This window comes from Marinobacter sp. LV10MA510-1, assembly GCF_002563885.1.
GTDB lineage: Bacteria > Pseudomonadota > Gammaproteobacteria > Pseudomonadales > Oleiphilaceae > Marinobacter.
In genome coordinates, this window is sequence record NZ_PDJA01000001.1 from 4420766 (window position 1) to 4447234 (window position 26469).

Below are 26469 nucleotides of genomic sequence, written 5' to 3' on the forward strand. Positions count from 1 at the left end.
ATGACGTCAAAACTCTGGCAAGCGGCCCCCGTATTCTGGCTGATGGCGACGTTTCCAGCCATGGCAGAACCTGCTGCGTCGCAGGCGCAAGCGCAAACGCAACTAAGTGGAGCGACGCGCACGCCGGATACCCTGTCTACTCTGGTGAGCCTGGGATTGGGCCTGCTGGCGGTGATTGCCATTATTTACGGCTGTGCCTGGCTGATCCGCCGCATGACAGGCATGACCGGCATGAACAACAGCGCCATTAAAGTGGTATCGGTGATGGCCCTGGGCGCCCGCGAACGCATTGCGGTGGTGGATGTGGCGGGCCAGCAGTTGCTGCTGGGTATTACCCCCAGCACCATTCGCACTCTGCACGTGTTCGATGAGCCGGTGGTGAGTGTAGGCGGCAGCGCGCCCAGCGGTGAATTTGCCCGCAAACTCCAGTCCCTGATGAATAAAACCCAGGTCCCGAATGCCGCGGCCGACAGTTCTGGCAGATCGACCGATGACCGCAAGATTTGAACCTGCGCGCCTTCTAAAGGTGCTATTGCCGTTACTGGCCGTCATCGCTGCCATGGTCTGGGCGCCTCTGGCCCAGGCAGACCTGCCGGGCATACCCGCGTTCACCGTAGAGCCCGGTGCTGGCGAGGGCCAGCAGGAATACTCGGTGACCCTGCAGATTCTGGCGCTGATGACTGCGCTGACGTTTTTGCCGGCGATGCTGATGATGATGACGTCGTTCACCCGCATCATTATCGTATTTTCGATACTGCGCCAGGCCCTGGGCCTGCAATCGGCGCCGTCCAACCAGATTTTGCTGGGGCTGGCGTTGTTTATGACCATATTCATTATGAAACCGGTACTGGAAGAAGCCAATCGGGTAGGGCTACAACCCTATCTGCAGGAAGAAATGACCTCGCTGGAAGCTGTGGAAGCCGCGTCGGAGCCGTTCAAAAAGTTCATGCTGGCACAAACCCGCGAGAGCGACCTGGGCCTGTTCATGCGCATGGCTGACGAGCAGTTTGCCGGCCCCGAAGACGTCACATTCTGGGTGCTGCTACCGGCGTTTGTCACCAGTGAGCTGAAAACTGCGTTTCAGATCGGTTTTATATTGTTCATACCTTTTTTGATCATCGACATGGTGGTGGCCAGCGTGCTGATGGCCATGGGTATGATGATGCTGTCGCCGATTATTATCTCGCTACCGTTCAAAATCATGCTGTTTGTGCTGGTAGACGGTTGGGCGTTGATAATGGGCACCCTGGCGGCCAGTTATGGCCTTTAGCGAGCGCAGCAGCGATCTTAATGGAGGTTACTTATGACCCCGGAAACCGTCATCGATATTCTGCGCGAAGCGCTGTGGCTGATTGTGCTGCTGGCCACAGTGATCATTACCCCAGGCCTGGTGATTGGTTTGGTGGTGAGCACCTTTCAGGCTGCCACGCAAATCAACGAACAAACCCTGAGCTTTCTGCCGCGCCTGCTGATTACCCTGATCGTTATTATTGTGATGGGGCCGTGGATGCTGACACAACTGCTGGACCACGCTAACGCGCTCTTCTCCAACATTCCCTTTTTGATCGGCTGACCCATGCTGCCTACCGAACTCGGTGCCGATCTGATAGGCCAATGGGTTGGCCAGCATTTATGGCCGCTGTTCCGCATTGCCAGCTTTCTGATGGTGATTCCCATTTTTGGTACCCAACTGGTGCCCGCCCGAATACGCCTGGGTCTGGCCTTGTTGATGACCATTATTGTGGTGCCGATGATCCCACCGGTGCCTCAGGTAGAAGCTCTAAGCGCCGATGCGGTGGTGATTACCCTTCAGCAGATATTGATTGGTGTGGGGTTGGGCTTTGCGCTAACCGCTCTGTGGCAGCTGTTTGTGATTGCCGGCCAGATGATTGCCATGCAAATGGGCCTGGGCTTTGCGTCTATGGTGGACCCCGCCAACGGCGTGAACGTGGCGGTGCTGGCGCAAATCTACACCATCACCATCACCCTGCTGTTTCTGGCGATGAATGGCCACCTGGTGGCGTTTGAAGTGTTTATCGAGAGTTTCCGCACCTTGCCTATTGGCCTTGAAGGCTTGGGGCAGGCCGGGGTGTGGCAGCTGGCACACCGTATTAGCTGGATGTTTGTATCGGCTATGCTGATGGCGCTGCCGGCGGTAACGGCGGTGCTGATTGTCAGTATTTCCTTCGGCGTGATGACCCGCGCCGCGCCACAGATGAATATTTTCGCCCTTGGCTTCCCCATTGGCCTGATTTTTGGATTGTTTGCTATCTGGGTGTTGCACGCCAATTTTCTGCCGCATTTCGAGGTGTACACCCGGCAGACGTTCGACTTCATGCGCGAGTTGCAGCAGTAGTCATAACAGCCTCAGCAGCAGGGTATTCCGATAATGGCCGACGAAGACAGCAGTCAGGAGAAAACCGAAGAGGCCACCCCCCGAAGGCTGGAAAAGGCCAAGGAGGATGGCGAGACTCCGCGTTCCAAAGAGCTGGCGACGACGGCCGTGTTGATGGCCGGTGCTGGCGGCCTACTGATTTTTGGTACCCATCTTGGCGCCGCTCTGGAAGCCATCATGCGCGACGCCTTCACCATCGAGCGCAGCGCGATTTTTGATATGCGCCATATGAGCGTGCAGCTGATTGCATCCGCCAAAGAAGCGGCCTGGGCCTTGTCGCCCATTCTGGCCATGCTGTTGGTGGCGGCCATAGCCGGTTCCATCGGTATTGGTGGCTTGTTGTTCAGCGGCAAATCCATTGCGCCCAAGCCTAGTCGTATGAACCCTATAAAGGGTCTTGGTCGCATGTTCTCTGCACGCTCGCTAATTGAGCTGGTTAAAGCCATTGCGAAAGTCGGGCTGGTACTCACTATTGCCATTCTTATTCTGCAAGTACGAACGGTAGACTTGCTGAGTATCTCCGCAGAACCGGCGGTGCCGGCTATGGAGCATGTGCTCTGGACCCTGGGCTGGAGTTTTTTTCTGCTGTCCTGTGCCACCATCATTATTGCTGTGATCGATGTGCCTTTCCAGATTTACGACCACCAGAAAAAGCTCAAAATGACCATGCAGGAAGTAAAAGACGAGCACAAAGACAGCGAAGGCAAACCCGAAGTGAAAGGCCGTATTCGCCAGCTGCAGCGAGAGATGTCGCAGAGACGGATGATGCAGGACGTTCCCACCGCTGACGTGGTCATCACCAACCCGACCCATTACGCGGTGGCGCTGAAGTACGACCAGAACAGCATGGGCGCGCCTATGGTGGTGGCCAAGGGCGGCGACGAACTGGCCTTCAAGATTATGGAAGTTGCCCGCGAAAACAAGGTAGAAATTTTGCGCACACCGCCGCTGGCGCGGGCGGTGTATCACAACAGTGATATTGGTCAGGAAATACCAGACGGCCTGTATATGGCCATCGCCCAGGTGCTGGCCTATGTATTCCAGCTGCGCCAGTTCCGCAAAGGCCACGCCGACAAACCCACCATGCCAAACTTCCCGATACCGTCGGATTTGCGACGTGACACCTGATGAGATAGAGGAAATTTATTGTGTCATTTGAAACCCTGATTTTTACCATTAAAGATGGCTACGCCGAGATTCGCTTCAATCGTCCCCATCGTTTAAACGCCGTGGTTGAGCCGTTTTACAAAGATTTACTGGTTGCGTTGAGCCAGGCAGAGGCCGACCCTGAGGTCAGAGCCGTTTTATTGACGGGTGAAGGGCGCGCCTTTTGTGTTGGCGCCGATATGAAAGAGCACGGTTCCGGCGAGCGCAGCCAGTATCAGCGCCGGCAATATCTGCAGTTGGGTAATGATGTTTGCGAGGCGATGTTTCGACTGAGTAAGCCGGTGGTTGCGGCCATTAATGGTTACGCACTGGGTGCGGGGGCCGAAATGGCCTGCTCCTGTGACTTCATATTTATGGGCGAAACGGCAAAAATCGGCTTTCCCGAAGTCAGCATTGGTACCTGTGTCGGCGGCGGTGTGACCAGTTTTCTGCCGCGTTTGGTCGGGTTGGCGAAAGCTCGTGAGCTGATCTTCACCGGCGTTAAAATTGACGGCCCCGAGGCTGAGCGCATTGGCCTGGCAACTCGTTCCGTGGCTGATGAAGCACTGCTTGATGAGGCAGAAGCGTTTATCAAACAGTTGGCCACCAAGGCTCCCATTTCCATGTCGCTGGTTAAAAAACTATTGAACAACGCCTCCCATGCAGATCTGGACGCGCAGCTTCAGCACGAACTGGACGGCGTGTTCATGTGCACGACAACCCAGGACTGGCAGGAAGGTGTGGATGCCTTCGCTCAAAAACGCTCACCAGTCTTCAAGGGCTGTTGATTATGAAAAGTTCACTGCACGATTTCCTGGCACCCGATTCAATCGCGATTCTGGGCGCCTCATCCGACCCCACCAAGCGCGGTTACAAGGCGATGGTTGGGCTCATTAACGACGGCTATGAAGGCGCGATCTACCCGATCAACCCTAAAGCCGATACGATTCTGGGTTACAAAGCCTACCCGTCAATGGAATTGCTGCCGGGTTCGGCGGCTTTGGCGCTGATCTGTACGCCCGCGAAGACCATTCCTGACCTGCTGGCCCAATGTGGCCGCAATGGCACAAAAGGGGCGATTATCCTGGCCAGCGGTTTTGGCGAGGTGGACGAAGCCGGCGCAAAGCTTGGGCAGGAGGTATTGGAAGCCGCTCAGAAAGCGAACGTGCGTATTGTAGGCCCCAACACGTCCGGGGTGTTCAACCTCCACAAAAAAGTAAACCTGCTGGCGCTCGACAACGTTAAGCCCGGCGATATCGGCATTATCTCCCAGTCAGGCAATATGCTGCTGGCCCTGGCGCTCGAGGCGGAAAGTAACGGGCATGTGGGTTTTAGCACCTATGTGGGCCCGGGAAACCAAATTGATTTGGGCTTTGCCGACTACCTTCAGTACCTGGGCGAAGACGAACACACCCGTGTAGCGACCCTTTATGTGGAGGGCTTCAAAGACGGCCGTGTGTTTTTGAACGTTGCCAAAGAAATTGCAAAAACCAAGCCAGTGGTGGTTTATAAGTCCGGGTCAACCGAGGCCGGCCAGAAAGCCGCCAAATCGCACACCGGAGCTTTAGCCGGCAGCTATGCGATGACGGTAGACCTGCTTCGGCAGGTGGGCGTAACCGTGGTCAGCCAGTCTGACGAAATTCTGCCGGTTGCCGAAGGCTTGGGTCTTTTGCAGCAGGCGAATGGCAACCGGGTTGCGATTTTGGCTGACGGTGGTGGCCAGGCAACGATTGCGTCTGATCGCTTGTGTGAAGCAGGGTTGGAACTGGCCGAGCTGTCTGATGCAACGCGATCAGCGCTGCGGGATATCCTTTTTCCACAGGCATCGTTGGTCAACCCCGTCGATGTGGCGGGCAGTACCGACGCGAATCCGAAGTTGTTGGCCGATTGCATGAGTATCCTGATTAAGGATGCGAACGTCGACATGGTGTTCCTGGTGGGCATGTTTGGAGGCTACGGTATTCGCTTTGCGGAAGAGCTCAAGGCGGAAGAGCTTCAAACGGCCGATGCGATCGCCGAGCTGTCTGGCCAGACCGACAAGCCGTTGGTGGTTTACAGTCTTTACAGCCATGTTCGGCCTGAGCCGCTGGTTAGGCTGCGTGAAGCAGGGGTGCCTGTTTACAATTCGATCGAGCACGCAGTTCAGGTGTTGAAAGCGCTGAACGAACGGGGTGCCTATATCGCGCGTAGTCAGCGGGCGGAGCTGGCGCAGCCACTAAGCCCCGATGCCGGCGTTGTGGCAACCTTTAAGCAGGCCCAGAGCAGTGGTCGGGATCTGTTTGAGTTCGAGGCAAAGTCACTGCTGCGCACTTACGGCGTAGACGTGCCGAAAGAGTTGATTGTACGGAACGAAGCCGGGTTTTCAGAGGCGGTTGCCGAGTTCGGTGACACGCCGTTGGCGATGAAAGTTGTGTCCAAAGACATTCTGCATAAATCCGATGCCGGCGGCGTCAAGCTCAACCTCATTGGCGAGGCGGATTTGCGTCGTGGCCAAGCTGAAATTCTGGCCTCGTGCAAGCTCTACAAAGCCGACGCCGAGATAGAAGGTGTTCTGTTAGCGCCCATGGCTCGTAAGGGCACCGAGGTTATCATCGGGGTCAGCCGTGACCCGGTATTCGGGCCGGTGCTGATGTTTGGACTGGGCGGTATTTTCGTCGAAGTCTTGGAGGACGTAGCTTTTCGCGCCATCCCCCTGAGCCGCGATGATGCCCGTTCTATGGTAAACCAGATCAAAGCTCGCAAGATATTGGAAGGGGCCCGTGGCGAACCGGCGGTGAGTAAAGACGCGCTGGTCGAGCTGCTGTTGAAAGTGTCCAGTATTGTTGATGCACATTCGGAGATCCTTGAACTGGATCTTAACCCCGTTATTGCCTATGACGACGGTTACGCGGTGGTTGATGCCCGGGTGATCGTTTCTCAGGAGACACCGTTATGAGCCAGCCAAATATAAGCAATCAGCCACAGCTAGTTGATGCACTACTTACTCTTGAGAACCGTGTTGCGACCTTAACCCTCAACCGCCACGACTTACGCAACGCCCTTACCGGGTCTCATCTGATCGACGATATTGTTACCACTGCCGAATGGGTCAATGGCTGCAGCGACGTATCGGTGCTGGTTATTACCGGTGCTGGTTCAGCTTTTAGTGCGGGCGGCAACGTTCGCGACATGGCCGAGCGCGGTGGTGATTTTGCCGGTGATGCAGCGGAATGTGCCGAACGCTATCGCAAGGGCATTCAGCGTATTCCGCTGGTTATGCAGGCTGTCGAAGTGCCGATTATCGCCGCTGTGAATGGGCCGGCCATCGGTGCCGGTTTTGATCTGGCGAACATGGCGGATATCCGCATAGCGTCAGAAAAAGCCAAGTTTGGCGAAACTTTTCTTAACCTTGGAATCATTCCGGGGGACGGCGGCGCCTGGTTGATGCAGCGCCTGATCGGCTATCAGCGGGCTTTCGAGTTAACCTTGTCTGGCCGGATTGTGGATGCGACTGAAGCTAAAGAGCTGGGCATTGTTCTGGACGTGGTGCCGGCAGACGAGCTGATGCCGACGGCCATGAAGTTAGCCGAGCGGATGGCCAGCCAGCCGCCTAAGGCGACTCGAATGACCAAGCGCCTGATGAAAATGGCACAGCGCATGGAGCTGAAAGATTTTCTCGATCTTTGCGCCTGTTTCCAAGGCATGTGCCACAACGAGCCAGAGCACCTGGATGCGGTGAACCGGATGCTGGAGTCGATGGCGCGCAAGTGACCTTGCGTCCCGCAAGCGCCAGGCCGACAAGCCAAGGATGAAAACGGTTTTCTTTCGTTCAGGGCTGGCTCGTTACTTTGACATCCAAGCTGATGGTTTCACCGTTGTCGAACGTCAAGGTAAGCGGCAACGTGCTGCCTTTGGCGGGTACGTCCAAAACCAGGTTTGTGATCATAACGTGCAAACCCATGGGTGCCAGCTGAACCTGCTTGTTTGAGCCAACCACAATGGCGTTGATCGGCAGCATTTTCATCATGTCATTTTCCATGACGGTTTCATGCAGCTCCGCCTGGCCATAGGTGGTACTGACACTGACGAGCGACACATCTTCGGCGCTGCTATTGCGCAGGGTAACGTACACTGGCAGCACGCGGGCCGAGGGTGGCATGGCTCTGGACCAGGCACCCTCTGCTGTAACGTCTGCGGCGAACGCTGGCGGGGCACCCATAAGGCTCGCGCCAAGCAGAAGGCCACTCATAATCTGGGACATTTTCATCGATTAATCCTTTAATTTTTTGATTGTCTTTCTGCTGTGGCAGTTAACGCGACAAGTATCAGAGCAGGCTTATTACCTGGTCTTTCATATCTTCAATCGGCGTGCCCACGTAAAAGAAACCCCGCACACGGCTTTTCGTATCGATAACAAATATTTTTGCGCTGTGGGAGTAAAGGTATCCTTCCTGCTCTTGTTCTTCGCTATCTACGGAAAGCTTTTTAAACTCTGTTGTTACTTTCTCATTGGCAAGCTTGCTGTATTCAGCATGATAAAGCTTTGCAACGTGATCAATTTTTTCTTTTTCATCCACCAGGCCAATAAAGCTTGGGTCAAAGTAACTCAGGTATTTGTTCAGGTGTTTCGGCGTGTCGTAGTCCGTGTCTATGCTGATAAAAAGAACTTGCACTCTTTTCCGCTGCTCTGGAGTGAGCCGCTTGATCATCTGACTGATATGGGCAATCGTTGTGGGGCAGATATCAGGGCAATTGGTATAGCCAAAAAATAACATGACCACTTTGTCTTGATAGTCTGACAGGCTGACCTCAACCCCTTTGCTACTATTCAACGTAAAATCGCCGCCTATACCTTTAAGAACCGGCATCTGCGCCATGGCGACATTGCTAAAAAAGATCATCATCAGGCACAGAATTGCCGATGATATTCCTTTGCCCAGAATAAATCGTGTATTGTTTGTCATAGTTAACTCCTGATAATGCAATGGCCGAGCGCCTTAGCAGCGAACTTCTGCCCCTAGGTCCGTTTTTGGCGCAAGATATTGCTCCGTATAAACGTGCACTGATACTTTGCCGTCTACGACGCTTAAACGCAGGGAGACGCCAATGTCCGCGATTTCAGTTTCACCGTCGCCGTTGATCGCGCTCCATTGATACTCAAATTCAACCTGGTATTGCTGTTCGTCTAACGGGCTTATTTTCAGATTTCTTATCACTCGACGGCTTTGGGTTAACCCTTGCGCCTGCATATGGGCCTGATAGTCACTTATATCCGCTACCTGCGTTTCAGCCAGGTTCACCTGGGCGTCACTCGTGAGCCACTGTGTTAGCGATGCTGAGTCAGGCTCATCCAGCCCTTGAGTCCAGCTATAAAGAAACGCGCGAATTAAATTTGTATCGGCGCTGGCAATGTAGCGAGATTCAAAATCATCGCGCTCATTCATTTCGGTTTCTACCTTGAGCACTTGCTGGTAATCACGGCTGAAGGTGATCAATTGCTGCATATACTGGCCGGTTACGTGATCGGAGTCCGCAACAGCAGGGTAGAACTCTAAGGTTATGCGTACTTGATGGCTGGCAGGTGGGTTATTTGAAGCTGAATCTTCAGATACGGGCGCTATATCCAGAATCTGGTGTGCGCCTTGGGTCCAACTGCTTTGTGGGTATTCTGCAAAATCGAGCGTGACCTGGGGATGGTTTTGACGCCAGTTTTCGTTGCTGTCCAGTTCGCCGTACCATTGGTATACGCTGGCGTATACTAGATAATCCTTTGCGTTTTCATCGGCTTGTTGGGCTGTGGCGGTTTGGTAAACCATAGCCAGTAACAAAATACCTATTACCCTGAGCATGGCATCTCCCTTCGCATCTGGGTTGCCTCGAATTCGTGGCTTAGAAATGCTATTCCTGAGCCACGAATTCGCGCAATTTCTTTGAGCCATTCTTTAATCAAACAGCTTAAAAAAGCCTTTAAGACCTGATGATTGGTAACTATTCAGCTCACATCTGCCACGATCATTAAAATTGAGTCTCATCGGTATCCATAAACGCAGGGTCTTTCCCCTGAAAGAGTAAAGCCAGAGCCTCTGTGGCTGACATCCCCTGCTTGCGACACGTTGACAGGTAACTGCGAACGCGACAAAAGATCTTCGCCCCCGCCATTGATCGAAAACAACCGGATATTTTCTGCTGCACTTTCGTCATGCGCAGGTCATTCTCCCCCTGATTGTTGGTGAAGGGGACGTACTCGACATCCATAAAACGCAGAACGTCGTGCTCAAAGTTTCGTAACCTTTCCAGCAAGTTTCGGGCTTTTGATCGTTTTAGCCTGCCGCGTTTCCCGGCCTCTCGCAGGCTTACATCGGGAGGTGGACATTCACTATCTGCCTCTTCGAGAACTTGTCGATAGCGCTGTCGCCACCGTTCAGCGTCAGTGGCTGGCAAGCGGCCACCGGCATCCGCTACCGTTGTGTTCATATCGATCAGCAGTACTTTCATCGCCTTGGCCCAGTGTTGATCGTCCTGCTCCCATGCCCTCTCCAGCTCCCGAAGATGGTGCGCATTGCACAGGGAATGGGTGCACGCGTAACGGTAGTACGGCTTCCAATGATCGTGACACAGCACCCCGCTGAAGAAGGGTAAGACGCCCATCTCGTCCATGGCCTCGGTGCCACGCTTGGTGTGGGGATAGAGCAGCGTCAATGCGCTATTGGACGCGCAGTGCAACCAGTGGCGCTTCCCGTTCAGGTTAATGCCGGTCTCATCAACATGCATGAGCTCAGATTTGGCGAGCTGAGCTTTCGCCCACTGCTCGAAATGATCCAGCTTCTCGTAAGCCTCTTTGTTGAAATTGAAGACAGAGCCGGCACTGACCGGAATACCCATCTGCTCCTGAAAGTGGTCACGGATTCGGTCATAGGGCAACAGCTGAAACTGCGACATATAGACCGCATTGGCCTTGATGCCGATGCCATACTGAACCGACCGACTGACCCTGTCCGGAAAGGCAGCAACAAATCGATTCCCCTGGTCGTCTTTAATAACCTGTGCTCGGTATTCAGTCACGAATCGCAAGATGTCAATATCGATGACCTGCCGTGTTTCATAACCGTCCTCTTGATACCGCCGTCCTTTTGGCAGAGAGCGTCGATCGACTTTCAGCTCTTTCACTGCGTCAGGATCATCGACCTGCTGCAAGGTGGTTCCGATACGCCCCTTCTGTCCGCCAGGTTTTCTATTGCTGGAACCCTTTTTGGAAGATTTGTCACGGTTCGGATCCGTTGAAGGCGGCTTACTACTATTTTTGCTATTGAGCGTCGTGCGGTTGAGCAGTAGCGCCACCAAAACGAGCAGCACTTCCAGAGCGGCCTTGAGTGAAGGCGACAGGTCACGCTCTTTCTCAAGAAGGTTCTTGACGGAGGCGATTGCCGAATCAACGTCGATATTGTCTATTTTCAATGTCTGCCCGCACCGTGATGGCTTTGTAAGACAGCCATTATCGCACGGGTTCTCAGGGCGACATTTTTGGCTCTTAGCGCTCTTATACGGCGATTAAAAAACCGGGGCTGCCCCGTGATCGTCATCGATCATTACAGCCCTTCAATCGCTCTCATGTCGTCGCTTATGGCCTGCCTGGTAGCATCGATGCGTATGCCGATAAGGTGAAGAGATTCAAGCAAAAACCCTGTCAAGAACTTTCACAGGTTTTTTGAGCTGAATAGTTACGATGATTGAAGGCTTGCTAACCTGGGTCATTAAATCATCATTCCATTCGCCGTCCACCTTGATATGGCCGGCAGCACCTTTTATGATGGCTTCAATCAAATTGTGATTTACATAAACATACAGACCAGGTTGCATGAAGGTATATAAAGCTGCTCCAGCACTGCCACCGGCAACGTGCCAGGTTTCTAAATCCCGAGCAGGCCTGTCACCGAACGAACCTGAGTTCCAGACATAATCGCCGTGACCACCAATAATATGTGGACGGGTATCACGGTTAGCCTGGGAGTGTATAAACAGCACGGTTTCGCCAAGCTTGGCGGTCATCGAGTTCTCACCTGTTAATGCCCCAACAGCGCCGTTAAAGACGATATGGGATGGGGTGAGTGTTTTCATCACGTCTAAGGTTTCATTCATGCTGCCTATAACCGTGTCATAAGCTCTGTATTGTCCGGACTCGTCTTGAGGAACGTAGAAGTCTTGCTCGCCAATATAATAGGCTTTGTCGTAGGTCAAGCTGTTACCGTCGCCATCACTCAAGCCTTCACGTGGCAATACCATAATGGCGCCATTCATGCCCATGACGACGTGCCAGGGAGTCATTATGCCGCCCGGAGCGCAGTGATATATAAAAGTGCCTATTTTAGTGGCCTTAAATCTGAAGGTGACCTCTTCACCTGGAGACACCAGTGTTAACTCGCCGCCGCCCAAGGCGCCCGTTGATGCGTGCAGGTCTATGTTATGGGCTAACATGTTGGTGTCAGGGTTAACCAGGGTCAATTCAATATAGTCGTGTTGGTGGCAAACAATTAATGGCCCGGGAACACTGCCATTAAAAGCGGATACCCAAGCCTTAGTACCATTTTCCAGTTCTATCTGTTTCTCTTCTACGTCAAGGCGCACTTCAATAACTTTAGGCTTACCTTTAGCAACCTGGTCATGCGCAGGCACCATAGGCGGGACTACTAGTACTTGCTTGACTCGCTCTAGCTGATCAGCGGTATAGCTAGCCATACGGTCCACTTTTTTACCGCTTTGAGCTTGAGCTAATGTTGGCACTAACCCTGCTGCAATGCCCGCGCCCAAAACGCCAGCACTGATTGAGCCACTGATAAAGTTACGACGCTGTTCATTAACTGGTGATGATTTTGAGGTTTTGCCTTCCATATCTAGCTCCATGATTCAGTAGCATTTTTCTGCGTGTTGACAGCACAAAATGATCGAGTGAGCCATCGGAATCTGAGCATAGATAAGACGACAAAATTACAATTGACTGAAATCAAATCGATATAATTAGCTTTACCCTAATTGACTGAGATCAAATAAATAAACATTTTGTTAAAAATTGCAGTAGAGAATAGCGGGCTGAATGTGATCCAAAATAGCGTTAGCCGGCGTCGTCGAGCCGTTAAATTGACGCCGCGACGCTTAAGTTGGCCGACCCCCGGGGCGGGGGCCGGGTGCTGATCAGTCTTTCTTTTCGTAAATGGCCTTGCCCCAGGCCTCCCGTGAGCCCGGCAGAATCAGGTTCAGGGCGATGGCCACAATCGCACAAAGCGCGATGCCTGCCAGATGGCCCAGCACCATGCCGCCAATCCCGAATACCAGGGTGACACCTACAATTACCAGGTTGCGCGGCAAGTTCAGGTCCACCTGGTGGCGTATCAGCGTGCTCATGCCCACCACCGCAATAGAACCGAACAGCAGGCACAGAATGCCGCCCATGACCGGTACCGGAATGGTTTGCAGCACCGCACCGAACTTACCCACAAAGGCCAGTACAATGGCAATAACTGCCGCCCACCACATGGTTTTTGGATTGAAGTTGCGAGTCAGCATGACGGCGCCGGTCACTTCCGAATAGGTGGTGTTGGGCGGGCCACCTAGCAGCGAGGCGGCGCTGGTGGCCAGGCCGTCGCCCAGCAGGGTGCGGTGCAGGCCGGGTTTGTCCAAGTAGTTTTTACGGGTGACGTTGCCAATGGCCAGCACGTCACCAATGTGCTCTATAGCCGGAGCGATAGCCACCGGAATCATGAACAGAATGGCTCCCCAGCTAAACTGCGGTGCGGTAAAGTTTGGAATGGCCAGCCAAGGTGCTTGTTGCACCGGCGTCGTATCGACCAGGCCCATTATGGCTGCCAGGCCATAGCCCACCAGTACGCCAAACATGATTGGGATCAGGCGGAAAATACCTTTTGCCCACACCGAAGCGCCTACGGTGCACACCAACGAAATCATCGCAATCCACAGCGCGGTGTTTTCCGCAATCAGCTGAACGCTGCCGTCACCGGTGCGGCCAGACGCCATGTGCACCGCTACCGGTGCCAGCCCCAAGCCAATCACCATAATTACCGGGCCAATCACCACCGGTGGCAGCAGGCGGGTAATAAAGCCGGTACCGCGGACTTTTACCAGGGCGCTCAGAATAATGTACAAAATACCCGCCGCCATCAGGCCGCCCATGGTTTCTTCCATGCCAAATTTGCCTTTGGAGGCAATTACCGGGGCAATAAAGGCAAATGACGACGCCAGAAAAATCGGAATCTGACCACCGGTCACAATGTGAAAAATAATGGTGCCAAGGCCTGCAGTGAAGAGCGCGACATTCGGGTCCATGCCGGTAATCAGTGGCATCAGCACCAGTGCGCCAAAAGCTACCAGTAGCATCTGGGAGCCGGCTAACGCTTGCTTCCACATGGGTTCTTGAAAAGAGGGTTCCTGAAAAGGCTCATGAAAAGATTCGTCGACAGGCTGGTTGTTAGCGTCGTTAACATACTCGTTAGCGTGCTGGGACATGTTTAAACGTCCTTCTGCTTAGTGCCGAAAATCTTGTCGCCGGCGTCGCCCAAGCCAGGCAGGATATAGCCTTTTTCATTCAGGCCGTCGTCGATGGAGGCGGTGTAGATAGACACATCCGGATGCGCAGCCAGAACCCGTTTCACGCCTTCAGGGGCGGCCACCAGAATCAGCGCGCGAATGTCGGTGCTGCCGGCTTTTTTCAGCAAATCAATCGTCGAGATAATTGAGCCACCGGTGGCCAGCATGGGGTCGATAATCAGCGCCATGCGTTGGTCCAGTTCACCCACCAGTTTTTCCATGTAGGTGGTGGCTTCCAGGGTTTCTTCGTTGCGGATCTGGCCTACCACGCTCACCCGTGCCGCGGGCAGAGCGCCAGTACGCCGTCCAGCATGCCAATGCCGGCGCGCAGAATCGGTACGATGGTCACTTTTTTACCCTGAATCTGTTCAATGGTGACCGGCCCGGCCCACCCGTCAATCTGCTGTTTTTTCAGGGTCATGTCTTTGGTGGCCTCGTAGGTCAGCAGCGTACCCAGTTCCTGCGCCAGTTCACGAAAATTCTTGGTGCTGATATTGGCACGGCGCATCAGGCCAATTTTGTGCTGTATCAGAGGGTGTTTTACTTCGTGGATGGGCATGGCGGTCACCTGTTTGTCGTGATAATTGAGGGCGCGGGGTCGTTCACAAAGGCAACGACACAAAATGGCGAAAGGATACCGTATCTGGTGGTTTTCGTCAGGCTGCCGGCAGTAGAAAGTTGTAGGGGATTTCCTAAGGATTGGTATGGTTTTTGCGGTGTAACTGTTCAAACGCGCAAAAGCGCCAGAAATCAGGTCAGATCAGACCGATTTAGATCAATCTAGAGAGAAATCCGGCATGGATCGAGCTTTAGTCTTTAATAACGTCAAATTCCTGGCGAAGGGGAACCTCGGGGTTCCACTGATGCTGATGGGCCTGCTGGGCATGATGATTCTGCCTGTGCCGGCGTTTTTGCTGGACGTGTTTTTTACCTTCAACATAACCCTGTCCATCGTGATTCTGTTGGTGTGCGTGTACGCCCTGCGGCCGATGGATTTTGCTGCGTTCCCCACGGTTTTGCTGCTGGCGACCTTGCTGCGCCTGGCGCTTAACGTCGCATCTACCCGTATTGTGCTGCTCGAAGGCCATAATGGCGGAGATGCGGCCGGTAAAGTCATTGAGTCTTTCGGTGCGGTGCTGATTGGTGGTAACTACGCGGTTGGCCTGGTGGTGTTTGCCATCCTGATGATCATTAACTTTCTGGTGGTCACCAAAGGTGCCGGCCGGGTGTCGGAGGTGAGCGCCCGATTTACCCTGGACGCTATGCCCGGCAAGCAAATGGCCATCGACGCCGACTTGAACGCCGGTTTGATCAACCAGGAAGACGCCAAATTCCGCCGTAGAGAAGTGGCCGAGGAGGCCGATTTCTACGGTTCTATGGACGGTGCTTCGAAATTTGTGAAAGGCGACGCGGTCGCGGGCCTGCTTATTCTGGCCATTAACATCATTGGCGGGATTGCCATTGGTATGGCTCAGCACGGGCTGGATTTCGGCCTGGCGGTGGAGCGTTACGCGCTGCTGACCATCGGTGATGGCCTTGTGGCCCAAATTCCGTCGCTGCTGTTGTCTACGTCGGCGGCGATTATGGTCACCCGTACCACCTCCAGCCAGGATATGGGCAGCCAGATTCTGCAACAAATGTTCGATGTGCCCAAAGCTCTGGCTATTGCTGCCGGTATTCTGATTTTGCTGGGCCTGATTCCTGGTATGCCTCACGTAGCATTTCTGGGGCTGGGTTCGATGGCGGCGGCGGCGGCCTGGTTTACCTGGAAGAAAAATCAACAAACGGTAGAAGAGGATGGCAACTTTCCGGCACGTGGCGGTGCAAGTACTGGCGGCCGTGCCAGCGGTGGTGAATTGGTCAGCGGCGACAACGGTAGCGATTCTCTACCGGCACCGGCAGAGAATCGCGAGCTGGGCTGGGACGACGTCGCCACCGTAGACATTGTTGGCCTGGAAGTCGGTTACCGGCTTATTCCGTTGGTGGATAAAAGCCAGGGCGGGCAGCTGCTTAGCCGTATTAAAGGCGTGCGTAAAAAGTTGTCCCAGGATCTGGGTTTTTTGATGCCCTCGGTGCATATCCGCGACAACCTGGACTTAATGCCCAACGTTTACTGCATCACCCTGATGGGCGTCACCATTGCCGAAGCGGAGATTCACCCGGAGCGTGAGCTGGCCATCGACCCCGGCCAGGTGTTTGGCAAAGTGGAGGGTATAGAGGGCAAAGATCCGGCTTTTGGCCTTGATGCCATCTGGATAGAACCAGAGAAAAAAGACCAGGCCCAAAGTCTGGGCTACACCGTGGTAGACGCCAGCACCGTGGTGGCTACTCACCTGAATCAGGTTCTGCAGACCCACGCCTACGAGTTGCTGGGCCATGAAGAAGTGCAGAAGTGGCTGGACCAACTGGAAAAAGTATCGCCGAAACTGGCGGAAGAGCTGGTGCCCTCAGCGGTAAACATCAGCGTGTTGCTGCGAGTGCTGCAGAATCTGCTGAAAGAAGAGGTGCCTATTCGCGATATGCGCTCTATCGCCGAATCCATAGTGAACCTGCACCCACGCAGTCAGGATCCGAAAGCTTTGACCACAGTAACCCGCCAGGCCCTGCGGCGGATGATTGTGCAGAGCATCGTTGGTAACGAATCCGAAATACCGGTGATTACCCTGGATCCAGATCTGGAACAGTTATTGCTTAAGTCTGTGCAGCAGAGTCAACAATCCGGCGCCAGGACGATATCGGGCTAGTGCTAGAGCCGAACATGGTGGAAAAACTCCAGCGTTCATTGCAAGACAGCGTGCAACGCCAGGAAGTGCTCGGTAAACCAGCGATTCTGCTGGTGTCCGGCCCGCTGAGGCCGGTGCTGGCAAAGTTCGCCAGTTACGGCATAGAACGCCTGCACGTACTGTCTTATCAGGAAGTGCCGGATAACAAACAGATTACCATCGTAGCGTCGGTAGGCCAGTAAAGGCGCAGACGACACACGGATAACGCCAGCCGCGTTCCCGGCAAAGGATGAACAAGCATGAAAGTAAAACGTTTTTTTGCACCCACAATGGCCGCAGCCCTGAAACAGGTCAGCGAACACATGGGGCCGGATGCGATGATACTTTCCAACCGCCGGGTAGACGGCGGCGTTGAAATTGTGACGGCCCTCGATTATGACGAAAACATGGCGCGCCAACGCTTAGGTGACAAAGCGATGGCAGCCACCAGCGGCACCCATCTGGCCGAGCTGCAGGCAGACCAGCAGCGCCACCTGGAAGACGAGCTTGGCCGCTCCCGTGATCGCATCCGCGGTGTGCGCGAGCAGCGCGCCGGAAGCGAGGCCGGTTACGGCTCCATTGCTGAAACTGTTAATGGCTTTGCCGATATGACCAGCGCAGATCCGTTTGCAGAGGGCGGCAGAACCTTGCCGGCCGGCGCTGACGGGCGTAGTGAAAACGCCGCAGCGCAAAGCGCTCAGCCTGCGGGTTATGCCGGGGAACTGGCGGCCATGCGTTCTGAAATAAGCAGTCTGCGCGAGCTGATGAGCGGTCAGGCTGCGCCTGCCGCGGTAAAAGACACCAGTGCCGGCGCCAATATTACAGCTCTTCAGCAGCGCTTGGCAGAACGCCTGGGTGAGTTTGGCTTAAGCCGCAAGTTGTCCGACAATCTCGCCCGCCGTCACCAGTCCGGGCGCCTGGAAGATGGCTGGAAGCAGTCTCTGAAAATGCTGGTTAACGGCGTGCGTACCTCGCGCCAGGAATGGCTGGACGAAGGCGGCGTATTTGCCCTTGTGGGACCTACTGGAGCGGGCAAAACCACCACCATCGGCAAATTGGCGGCACGCTACGTGCTGCGCCACGGCGCCGACTCCCTAGCGTTGATTACCACCGATCGTTATCGGGTTGCGGCGCACGAACAATTGTTTGTGTTTGGCCGTATTCTTAGCGTTCCGGTACGGGTGGTTGATGAAAGCCACCCGCTGGATGAAATTCTGGATGAGTTGTCTGACCGTCGCCTGGTGTTGATTGATACCGCCGGGCTGACCAGCACCGATCGGGGCTATCAGGAGCAATTAGCCGAGCTGGTCCGCAGTCATCACAAAATCCGTACACATTTGGTGGTGTCTGCCACCAGCCAGCCGCGGATTATGAAATCCGTATGGCATTGCTATAAGATGGCAAACCTTGCCGGTTGTGTGATTACCAAGATCGATGAGGCTTTGACTCTGGGCGAAGTGCTGGGATTTGTTATGGAAACCAGTCTGCCGGTGGCTTGGTACACCGACGGCCAGAAAATACCCCAAGACTTGCACCCGGCGAAAGCGCTTGCTCTGGTGCAACTCGGTGTAGAACGTATGAAGGGTTTGCGGCAGGAGGAAGCCGTTGCCAGCGGGTCTTGAACACGCCGATTGTAAAGCAGCAAAGCAAGCGGGCGGTACAGAACAGTGGGCAGCGGCAACGTCCGTTCCCGGTCAAACATGGCAAGAGGCCATCATCAATATGAGTAAAGCACATCCGGTTCAGGTAATTGCGGTCACTGGCGGTAAAGGTGGCGTTGGCAAAAGTAATGTGTCGGTCAACCTGAGCATTGCTCTGGCACAAAAGGGCCGTCGAGTGGTGCTGTTAGACGCCGACCTGGGGCTTGCCAATATCGATGTGCTGCTAGGCTTGAAAGTCAAACGCAATCTGCAAGACGTACTCAATGGCGACTGCGATTTGCGTGACGTGTTGGTAGATGGCCCCGGCGGCATCAAGATTGTGCCAGCCTCATCAGGTACCCAGCGCATGACCCAGCTCAGTGCCATGGAGCACGCCGGGCTGATTCACGCCTTCAGTGACATTGCCGACCAGATCGACGTACTGATTGTGGATACGGCCGCAGGCATCTCCGAATCGGTGGTCAGCTTTTTGCGGGCATCCCAGGAGCTGCTGTTGGTGGTGTGCGACGAGCCTACGTCGATTACCGACGCCTACGCCTTAATAAAGCTGATGAACCGCGATTACCGCACCAACCGCTTCCGGATTCTGGCCAATCAGGTAAACACCGAACAAGAAGGCCGGCTTTTGTATGAAAAACTGACCCGGGTTACAGAACGTTTCCTGGATGTGGCGTTACAATATGTAGGTATAGTGCCTTTCGACGAGGCCGTTAAAAAAGCGGTGCGGCGCCAGAAAGCGGTGTTGGAAGCTTACCCGCAAGCAAAGGCCTCGTTGGCTATTAGGGCTTTGGCTGAAAAAGTGGACAGTTGGCCGCTGCCATCATCGCCGCGGGGCCATCTCGAATTCTTTATAGAGCGGCTGGTCGAAGTTTAAAACACATCCCGTACAAAAAGCGGATTTATGACATTGGCGAAAGATCTCGGAGTCTACAAACGGTCGGGTGTTTCAGGCGCGTCCCGGCTGATTGAAGAGCACGCGTCCCTGGTCAAGAAAATTGCCCTCCACCTGCTGGCGCGATTGCCCGCCAGCGTTCAGCTGGAAGATCTGATGCAGGCTGGCATGATTGGCTTGCTTGAGGCGTCGCAGCGCTACGCCACGGGCAAAGGTGCGACCTTTGAAACCTACGCAGGTATTCGAATCCGTGGCGCCATGGTGGACGAAATCCGCAAAGGCGACTGGGTGCCGCGTTCGGTGCATAGAAATTCCCGGCGCATTTCCAAAGCTATCAAGGCTGTAGAGGACCGCGAGGGCCGCGAAGCCCAGGATGCCGAAGTGGCTGCCGAGCTGGATATGACGCTTTCGGAATATCACAGTTCCCTGGCTGATTCCAACAGCGGCCGGCTTTTTAGTCTGGATGAGCTCAATGAATCCGGCGAGCTGCCGATAGAACATTCAGAGACGGATGATAATCCGCTGCACGGGGTGTCAGAGTCGGCGTTTCGTGACAGTTTGGCGGCGGCCATTGAAACCCTGCCAGAACGTGAAAAACTGGTGCTGAGCCTGTATTACCAGGAAGAGTTGAACCTGAGGGAAATCGGTGCTGTGCTGGACGTCAGCGAAAGCCGGGTCAGCCAGATTCACAGCCAGGCTGCCTTGCGCTTACGTAGCCGGTTAGCCGACTGGAAAACGGACCCTACATAATTCTAGCGCCTGCAACCCGCGAGTTGCAGGCAGTGATGCAACGAGATTCGACTAGATTCCACCGATTGGAGGTCCTCTTGGACAAAAATATGAAAATTCTCATTGTGGACGACTTTTCCACGATGCGGCGCATTATCAAAAACCTGCTGCGTGACTTGGGCTTCACCAACACCGACGAAGCCGACGATGGCAATACGGCAATGCCGATGCTGAAAACCGGCAAGTACGACTTCCTGGTGACCGACTGGAACATGCCCGGCATGTCCGGTTTTGACCTGCTCAAGATTGTTCGCGCCGACGATCAGCTGAAAACCCTGCCGATCCTGATGGTGACGGCCGAAGCCAAGCGCGACCAGATTGTCGCTGCAGCGCAGGCCGGTGTGAACGGCTACATTATAAAGCCGTTCACTGCCGCCGTTCTCAAAGAAAAATCGAAAAAATCTTTGAGCGAATTCAGTAACCGGGGAGTGGAAACAAGCCATGAGCAATTCAACAGGTGAGCGCCATGCCCTGGAACCAGAGCTGACGGAAAAATTAAAGCAACAGTCTGAACAGCTGGTTGAGAGCGTGCGCGCGGGCGATTATTCCCGCGCTATGGCTCTGATCAGCGAGCTTGCAGAAGTGCGAGATCAGGGCTTGTACCACGAAGTAGGGCGGCTAACCCGCAGCCTGCATGAAGCCATGCGTAATTTTCAGATTGATCCGCGCAACCCCGAACAGCAAGAAGCTCTGTCAAAAATGACCGACGCCTCCGATCGTCTGGAATACGTGGTGAAAATGACGGGCCAGGCGGCGAATCGCACCATGGATCTGGTAGAAGAAAGCATGCCGGTCGCCCGTCATTTTCAAGACGAAGCCCAAGATCTGCACCAGCAGTGGCAGCGCCTTCGGCGGCGGGATATGGCACCGACCGAATTCCGCGAGTTGCACGCTCGCATGGACCAGTTTTTGGCGGCGTTGAACACCGACGCCGGCAAGCTGTACGGTAACCTCTCAGAAATTTTGTTGGCTCAGGATTATCAAGACCTGACAGGCCAGGTTATTCAAAATGTGGTCACCCTGGTGCGTGAAGTGGAAGACAACCTGGTGAGCCTGGTGGTGATGGCAGGCCACGTAGACCAGTTGACCGGTACAGTGCACCAGATTGAGGACAAACAGCCCTCGGCTGAACAGGGTGTGGGTCCGCAAATGCAGCCTGAACAACGCAAAGATGTGTTGTCGGGTCAGGATGACGTGGATGACCTGTTGTCCAGTCTTGGTTTCTGAGCAATGAGGAACAAACATGTCGTTTGATGGCGATGAAGAAATCCTGCAGGACTTTCTGGTTGAAGCCGGTGAGATTCTTGAACTGTTGTCTGAGCAGCTGGTGGATCTGGAGCAGAATCCTGACGACAGCAATTTGCTGAATGCCATCTTCCGTGGTTTTCACACGGTCAAAGGCGGCGCTGGTTTTTTGCAGTTGGATGCCCTGGTGAACTGCTGTCACTCGGCGGAAAACGTATTCGATACCCTGCGCAATCACAAGCGCAAAGTAACCTCTGAACTGATGGACGTCGTGCTGGAAACTCTGGACAACGTGAATGCCATGTTCGAAGAGGTGCGCCAGAGCGAAGCGCTCACACCGGCGCCGCAGGAACTGATTGATCGGCTGGATCAGCTGGCTTTGCCCGAAGGCGAGGTTGCTGTCCATTCAGCTGTGCCCGACACAGCACCGACCAGCGCCGACCAGGGTGACATTACCGATGACGAATTCGAGCAGCTGCTCGACGCCCTGAACGGCGACGAACCAGCACCAGCGGCTGCCAGCGAAACCAGTGCGGACAGCCCGGTTGCAAGCGGCAATGGCGACATCAACGACGACGAATTCGAAGCACTACTAGACCAGCTTCACGGTAAAGGTAAGTTCGCCGGCGCCCCAGCAGCCGCCAAAGAAACTGCTGCTGAGGCCAGCAGTGCCCAGCCAGCCAATATCTCTGACGACGAATTCGAAGCACTGCTGGACCAGCTTCATGGCAAGGGTGGCCGTCCGACAGCGGCCGCTGCGGCTGCGTCCGCAGCGCCAGCGTCTGTTAAAAAACCGGAAGCGGCCAAGGTTTCAGCAGCGGCCAAAGCTTCAGCCGAGCCGGCACCCGCCAAAGCGCCGCCCCGCGATGCGGCCCCGGCCGCTCCAGAAACCAGCGTGCGGGTAGACACCAAGCGCCTGGACGACATTATGAATATGGTGGGCGAGCTGGTGCTGGTGCGAAACCGCCTGCAACGCCTGAGTGACCAAAGCGAAGACGAACAGATGCACAAAGCAGTGGCCAATCTGGATGTGGTCACCACTGACCTGCAGGCTGCCGTTATGCAAACCCGCATGCAGCCCATCAAGAAAGTGTTTGGCCGTTTCCCGCGGGTGGTACGTGACCTTGCCCGCAGCCTGAAAAAAGAAATCAATCTGGTGATGCACGGCGAAGACACCGATCTTGACAAGAATCTGGTGGAAGCACTGTCAGATCCGTTGGTGCACCTGGTGCGCAACTCGGTGGACCACGGAATGAAAGCCCGGAAGAGCGGGAGCGGGCCGGCAAGCCCAGAACCGGCACCATTACCCTTTCGGCCGAGCAAGAGGGTGATCACATCCTGCTGTTGATCACCGACGACGGCGCCGGCATGAACGCCGAGGTGTTGCGCCGCAAAGCAGTCGAAAAGGGCATGTATGACCAGGATGGCGCAGACCGGCTGACCGATCAGGAATGCTACAACCTGATATTTGCCGCCGGCTTTTCCACCAAAGACCAGATTTCCGATGTGTCTGGCCGTGGTGTGGGTATGGACGTGGTGAAAACCAAAATCAGCCAGCTCAACGGCCAGCTTAGCGTGGTGTCAAAGCTGGGCGAAGGCTCAAGCATTGTGATCAAAGTGCCACTGACCCTGGCCATCATGCCTACGCTGATGATTATGCTTGCTGATCAGTCGTTCGCACTGCCGTTGGTTAACGTGGTGGAAATTTTCCACCTTAATTTGAGCAAGACCAACGTGGTAGATGGCCGCGAGTGTGTTGTTGTACGCGACGTAACTATTCAGCTCAAAAAACCTGTGAAAGTTCTTGACAGGGTTTTTGCTTGAATCTCTTCACCTTATCGGCATACGCATCGATGCTACCAGGCAGGCCATAAGCGACGACATGAGAGCGATTGAAGGGCTGTAATGATCGATGACGATCACGGGGCAGCCCCGGTTTTTTAATCGCCGTATAAGAGCGCTAAGAGCCAAAAATGTCGCCCTGAGAACCCGTGCGATAATGGCTGTCTTACAAAGCCATCACGGTGCGGGCAGACATTGAAAATAGACAATATCGACGTTGATTCGGCAATCGCCTCCGTCAAGAACCTTCTTGAGAAGAGCGTGACCTGTCGCCTTCACTCAAGGCCGCTCTGGAAGTGCTGCTCGTTTTGGTGGCGCTACTGCTCAACCGCACGACGCTCAATAGCAAAATAGTAGTAAGCCGCCTTCAACGGATCCGAACCGTGACAAATCTTCCAAAAAGGGTTCCAGCAATAGAAAACCTGGCGGACAGAAGGGGCGTATCGGAACCACCTTGCAGCAGGTCGATGATCCTGACGCAGTGAAAGAGCTGAAAGTCGATCGACGCTCTCTGCCAAAAGGACGGCGGTATCAAGAGGACGGTTATGAAACACGGCAGGTCATCGATATTGACATCTTGCGATTCGTGACTGAATACCGAGCACAGGTTATTAAAGACGACCAGGGGAATCGATTTGTTGCTGCCTTTCCGGACAGGGTCAGTCGGTCGGTTCAGTATGGCATCGGCATCAAGGCCAATGCGGTCTATATGTCGCAGTTTCAGCTGTTGCCCTATGACCGAATCCGTGACCACTTTCAGGAGCAGATGGGTATTCCGGTCAGTGCCGGCTCTGTCTTCAATTTCAACAAAGAGGCTTACGAGAAGCTGGATCATTTCGAGCAGTGGGCGAAAGCTCAGCTCGCCAAATCTGAGCTCATGCATGTTGATGAGACCGGCATTAACCTGAACGGGAAGCGCCACTGGTTGCACTGCGCGTCCAATAGCGCATTGACGCTGCTCTATCCCCACACCAAGCGTGGCACCGAGGCCATGGACGAGATGGGCGTCTTACCCTTCTTCAGCGGGGTGCTGTGTCACGATCATTGGAAGCCGTACTACCGTTACGCGTGCACCCATTCCCTGTGCAATGCGCACCATCTTCGGGAGCTGGAGAGGGCATGGGAGCAGGACGATCAACACTGGGCCCAAGGCGATGAAAGTACTGCTGATCGATATGAACACAACGGTAGCGGATGCCGGTGGCCGCTTGCCAGCCACTGACGCTGAACGGTGGCGACAGCGCTATCGACAAGTTCTCGAAGAGGCAGATAGTGAATGTCCACCTCCCGATGTAAGCCTGCGAGAGGCCGGGAAACGCGGCAGGCTAAAACGATCAAAAGCCCGAAACTTGCTGGAAAGGTTACGAAACTTTGAGCACGACGTTCTGCGTTTTATGGATGTCGAGTACGTCCCCTTCACCAACATCAGGGGGAGAATGACCTGCGCATGACGAAAGTGCAGCAGAAAATATCCGGTTGTTTTCGATCAATGGCGGGGGCGAAGATCTTTTGTCGCGTTCGCAGTTACCTGTCAACGTGTCGCAAGCAGGGATGTCAGCCACAGAGGCTCTGGCTTTACTCTTTCAGGGAAAGACCCTGCGTTTATGGATACCGATGAGACTCAATTTTAATGATCGTGGCAGATGTGAGCTGAATAGTTACTACGCGACAAGGTATTTCCCCTGTTCCACATCAAGCGTTGGCTCATTCGTGGCGGTGCTGGAAACGTTGAGCCGGAAAACGGCCACGTGTGATTGTGTCTATGGGTACCCGCCAGGTCGGGTTCGTGGTTGACCAGCTGGTAGGCCAGGAAGAAGTGGTGATTAAACCTCTTGGCCGCGGGCTTCTGGGTACGCCGGGTATGGCTGGCGCCACCATTACCGGCGATGGCCGGATCGCGCTGATTATCGATGTGCCCAGTTTGCTGCAGCATTACAGCTAACACCGATTTGTTGTTGATTAGCCGACGCTTAATCGTCGGAATGCCGCCGGCCTGGCGGATGGCTGGCATCGCCCGGAGAAGTAAATGACGGTTTCTGTGCTGATTGTTGATGATTCCAGTTTCTTTCGCAAACGCCTGAGTGAAATTCTTGGCGCGTCTGGCCAGATTACCGTGGTTGGTACCGCCAGCAACGGCCGCGAAGCCGTAGAGCAAGCGGAAAAACTGCGTCCTGACGTGATTACCATGGATTACGAAATGCCGGTCATGGACGGGATTACGGCCGTGCGGGAAATACTGCGCAAACATCCGATACCGGTGCTGATGTTTTCGTCGCTTACTTATGAAGGTGCGCGGATAACCCTGGATGCGCTGGAAGCTGGAGCCGTGGATTTCCTACCCAAGAATTTCGAGGAAATTGCCGGTAACAGCAGTCAATTACAAAAAATTCTGGTGGAACGTGTTGTTAGTATCGCCCGTAGCCGTCCTGGCAGCGCTGCGAGTATTCGCGCTCGTGGGCCACACGTGTCAACCATTGAAACTGCGGCTGATCGCGCAGTGGCTCCAACGCTACAGCGGCGCCCATTAGTTGATCGCCCCGCCGCAGCAGCGGTTGCAAGCCCGGAGCGCTATCAGCGGCGTACGCCACCCAGGCACTACACAGTGGTGGCGATCGGCACCTCGACCGGTGGCCCGGTGGCTCTGCAAAATGTACTCATCGGCCTACCCGCCAGCTTTCCCGCGCCGCTGATTCTGGTGCAGCACATGCCCGCCAGTTTCACCCAAGCTTTTGCCGAGCGCCTGAACCGGTCTTGCCAAATACAGGTGCGCCAGGCAGAAGACGGCGATCTGTTGCGCCCCGGCCTGGCTTTGCTGGCACCCGGCGGCAAACAGATGATGGTGGAAAACCGCGGTGGCCAAAGTCGGATACGCATATTACCCGGCGATGACCGGCTCAATTATAAACCTTCGGTGGATGTCACCTTTGGTTCGCTGGCGCGCAGCTTTCCCGGTAAAACCTTGGGCATTGTTTTAACGGGCATGGGCGCAGATGGCCGGGAAGGGCCGCATGATGAAACAGGCGGCTCGATTGTGTGGTCGCAGGATGAAAAAAGCTCGGTGATTTACGGCATGCCCATGGCGGTGGCCAAAGCCGGATTGAGTGACGAAATCCTGGCGCTGAACGACGTTTGCCAGCGGCTTAAAGATGGAGTCAGCTGATG

The 26469-nt window shown here is 54.6% G+C and carries 19 protein-coding genes and 6 pseudogenes; 18 read left to right on the forward strand and 7 right to left on the reverse strand.

The features are described 5' to 3' along the window. Genes fliO through ATI45_RS21645 form a run of 8 tightly spaced genes read left to right on the forward strand, consistent with a single transcriptional unit; the run spans nt 1 to nt 7291 of the window. Entirely contained in the window at nt 1–507 is a 507-nt protein-coding gene (gene fliO, locus ATI45_RS21610; protein WP_098421571.1) for a flagellar biosynthetic protein FliO, read from the forward strand. After that, on the forward strand, nt 491–1270 hold the full coding sequence (gene fliP, locus ATI45_RS21615; RefSeq protein ID WP_098421572.1) for a flagellar type III secretion system pore protein FliP: 780 nt from the start codon (nt 491–493) through the stop codon (nt 1268–1270). Before fliO ends, fliP begins: the two co-directional genes overlap by 17 nt. Nucleotides 1271–1303: 33 nt before the next feature. Next, on the forward strand, nt 1304–1573 hold the full coding sequence (fliQ, locus tag ATI45_RS21620) for a flagellar biosynthesis protein FliQ (protein WP_098421573.1): 270 nt from the start codon (nt 1304–1306) through the stop codon (nt 1571–1573). A 3-nt stretch (nt 1574–1576) separates the two neighbouring features. Further along, a complete protein-coding gene (gene fliR / locus ATI45_RS21625) occupies nt 1577–2356 on the forward strand; it encodes a flagellar biosynthetic protein FliR (protein ID WP_098421574.1) in 780 nt (259 codons plus the stop codon). 33 nt (nt 2357–2389) lie between these two features. Next, complete coding sequence (flhB, locus tag ATI45_RS21630; RefSeq protein WP_098421575.1) at nt 2390–3523, forward strand: flagellar biosynthesis protein FlhB; 1134 nt, start codon at nt 2390–2392, stop codon at nt 3521–3523. Nucleotides 3524–3543: 20 nt separating this feature from the next. Continuing rightward, nucleotides 3544–4329, forward strand: coding sequence for an enoyl-CoA hydratase/isomerase family protein (locus tag ATI45_RS21635; protein ID WP_098421576.1), 786 nt, complete (start codon nt 3544–3546; stop codon nt 4327–4329). A gap of 2 nt (nt 4330–4331) precedes the next feature. Further along, nucleotides 4332–6476 carry an acetate--CoA ligase family protein gene (locus ATI45_RS21640; protein ID WP_098421577.1) on the forward strand — a complete coding sequence of 715 codons (2145 nt, stop codon included), beginning with the start codon at nt 4332–4334 and terminating at the stop codon, nt 6474–6476. Beyond that, nucleotides 6473–7291: an enoyl-CoA hydratase-related protein gene (locus tag ATI45_RS21645; RefSeq protein ID WP_179888442.1), complete on the forward strand. Its 819-nt coding sequence runs from the start codon at nt 6473–6475 to the stop codon at nt 7289–7291. Before ATI45_RS21640 ends, ATI45_RS21645 begins: the two co-directional genes overlap by 4 nt. 58 nt (nt 7292–7349) lie before the next feature. On the opposite strand, the gene ATI45_RS21650 is transcribed toward ATI45_RS21645, so the two are convergent. The 7 genes and pseudogenes from ATI45_RS21650 to upp all read right to left on the reverse strand — a co-directional run bounded on the left by ATI45_RS21650 (nt 7350) and on the right by upp (nt 14675). Next, nucleotides 7350–7787, reverse strand: coding sequence for a copper chaperone PCu(A)C (locus tag ATI45_RS21650; RefSeq protein WP_098421578.1), 438 nt, complete (start codon nt 7785–7787; stop codon nt 7350–7352). A 58-nt stretch (nt 7788–7845) separates the two neighbouring features. Beyond that, nucleotides 7846–8484 carry an SCO family protein gene (locus ATI45_RS21655; protein WP_098421579.1) on the reverse strand — a complete coding sequence of 213 codons (639 nt, stop codon included), beginning with the start codon at nt 8482–8484 and terminating at the stop codon, nt 7846–7848. A 33-nt stretch (nt 8485–8517) separates the two neighbouring features. After that, complete coding sequence (locus ATI45_RS21660; RefSeq protein ID WP_228736038.1) at nt 8518–9459, reverse strand: hypothetical protein; 942 nt, start codon at nt 9457–9459, stop codon at nt 8518–8520. A 76-nt stretch (nt 9460–9535) separates the two neighbouring features. After that, entirely contained in the window at nt 9536–10975 is a 1440-nt protein-coding gene (gene tnpC / locus ATI45_RS21665) for an IS66 family transposase (RefSeq protein ID WP_098421581.1), read from the reverse strand. Nucleotides 10976–11188: 213 nt separating this feature from the next. Continuing rightward, nucleotides 11189–12406, reverse strand: a complete 1218-nt coding sequence (gene nirK, locus ATI45_RS21670) for a copper-containing nitrite reductase (RefSeq protein ID WP_098421582.1) — start codon at nt 12404–12406, stop codon at nt 11189–11191. Between the two features lie 300 nt (nt 12407–12706). Beyond that, nucleotides 12707–14035, reverse strand: coding sequence for a uracil-xanthine permease family protein (locus ATI45_RS21675; protein WP_098421583.1), 1329 nt, complete (start codon nt 14033–14035; stop codon nt 12707–12709). 2 nt (nt 14036–14037) lie between these two features. Beyond that, nucleotides 14038–14675, reverse strand: a pseudogene (upp, locus tag ATI45_RS21680) (uracil phosphoribosyltransferase). Between the two features lie 238 nt (nt 14676–14913). Between upp and flhA the strand changes: the two are divergent. From flhA to ATI45_RS21730, 10 genes and pseudogenes are all read left to right on the forward strand, one after another. After that, nucleotides 14914–17081: pseudogene (gene flhA / locus ATI45_RS21685) on the forward strand (flagellar biosynthesis protein FlhA). Between the two features lie 57 nt (nt 17082–17138). Next, nucleotides 17139–18500, forward strand: a complete 1362-nt coding sequence (gene flhF, locus ATI45_RS21690) for a flagellar biosynthesis protein FlhF (protein WP_098421584.1) — start codon at nt 17139–17141, stop codon at nt 18498–18500. A gap of 100 nt (nt 18501–18600) precedes the next feature. Further along, complete coding sequence (locus tag ATI45_RS21695) at nt 18601–19413, forward strand: MinD/ParA family protein (RefSeq protein WP_098421858.1); 813 nt, start codon at nt 18601–18603, stop codon at nt 19411–19413. Between the two features lie 27 nt (nt 19414–19440). Further along, nucleotides 19441–20181, forward strand: coding sequence for an RNA polymerase sigma factor FliA (locus ATI45_RS21700; protein ID WP_098421585.1), 741 nt, complete (start codon nt 19441–19443; stop codon nt 20179–20181). 77 nt (nt 20182–20258) lie between these two features. Next, a pseudogene (gene cheY, locus ATI45_RS21705) lies at nt 20259–20641 on the forward strand (chemotaxis response regulator CheY). Nucleotides 20642–20661: 20 nt separating this feature from the next. Beyond that, nucleotides 20662–21447: a protein phosphatase CheZ gene (locus tag ATI45_RS21710; protein ID WP_098421586.1), complete on the forward strand. Its 786-nt coding sequence runs from the start codon at nt 20662–20664 to the stop codon at nt 21445–21447. 16 nt (nt 21448–21463) lie between these two features. Next, a pseudogene (locus tag ATI45_RS21715) lies at nt 21464–23250 on the forward strand (chemotaxis protein CheA); the annotation flags it as partial. Nucleotides 23251–23502: 252 nt separating this feature from the next. Then, nucleotides 23503–24938: pseudogene (gene tnpC / locus ATI45_RS21720) on the forward strand (IS66 family transposase). A 27-nt stretch (nt 24939–24965) separates the two neighbouring features. Then, a pseudogene (locus tag ATI45_RS21725) lies at nt 24966–25249 on the forward strand (chemotaxis protein CheW); the annotation flags it as partial. An 84-nt stretch (nt 25250–25333) separates the two neighbouring features. Then, complete coding sequence (locus ATI45_RS21730) at nt 25334–26467, forward strand: protein-glutamate methylesterase/protein-glutamine glutaminase (protein ID WP_098421587.1); 1134 nt, start codon at nt 25334–25336, stop codon at nt 26465–26467. Nucleotides 26468–26469: the final 2 nt, after the last annotated feature.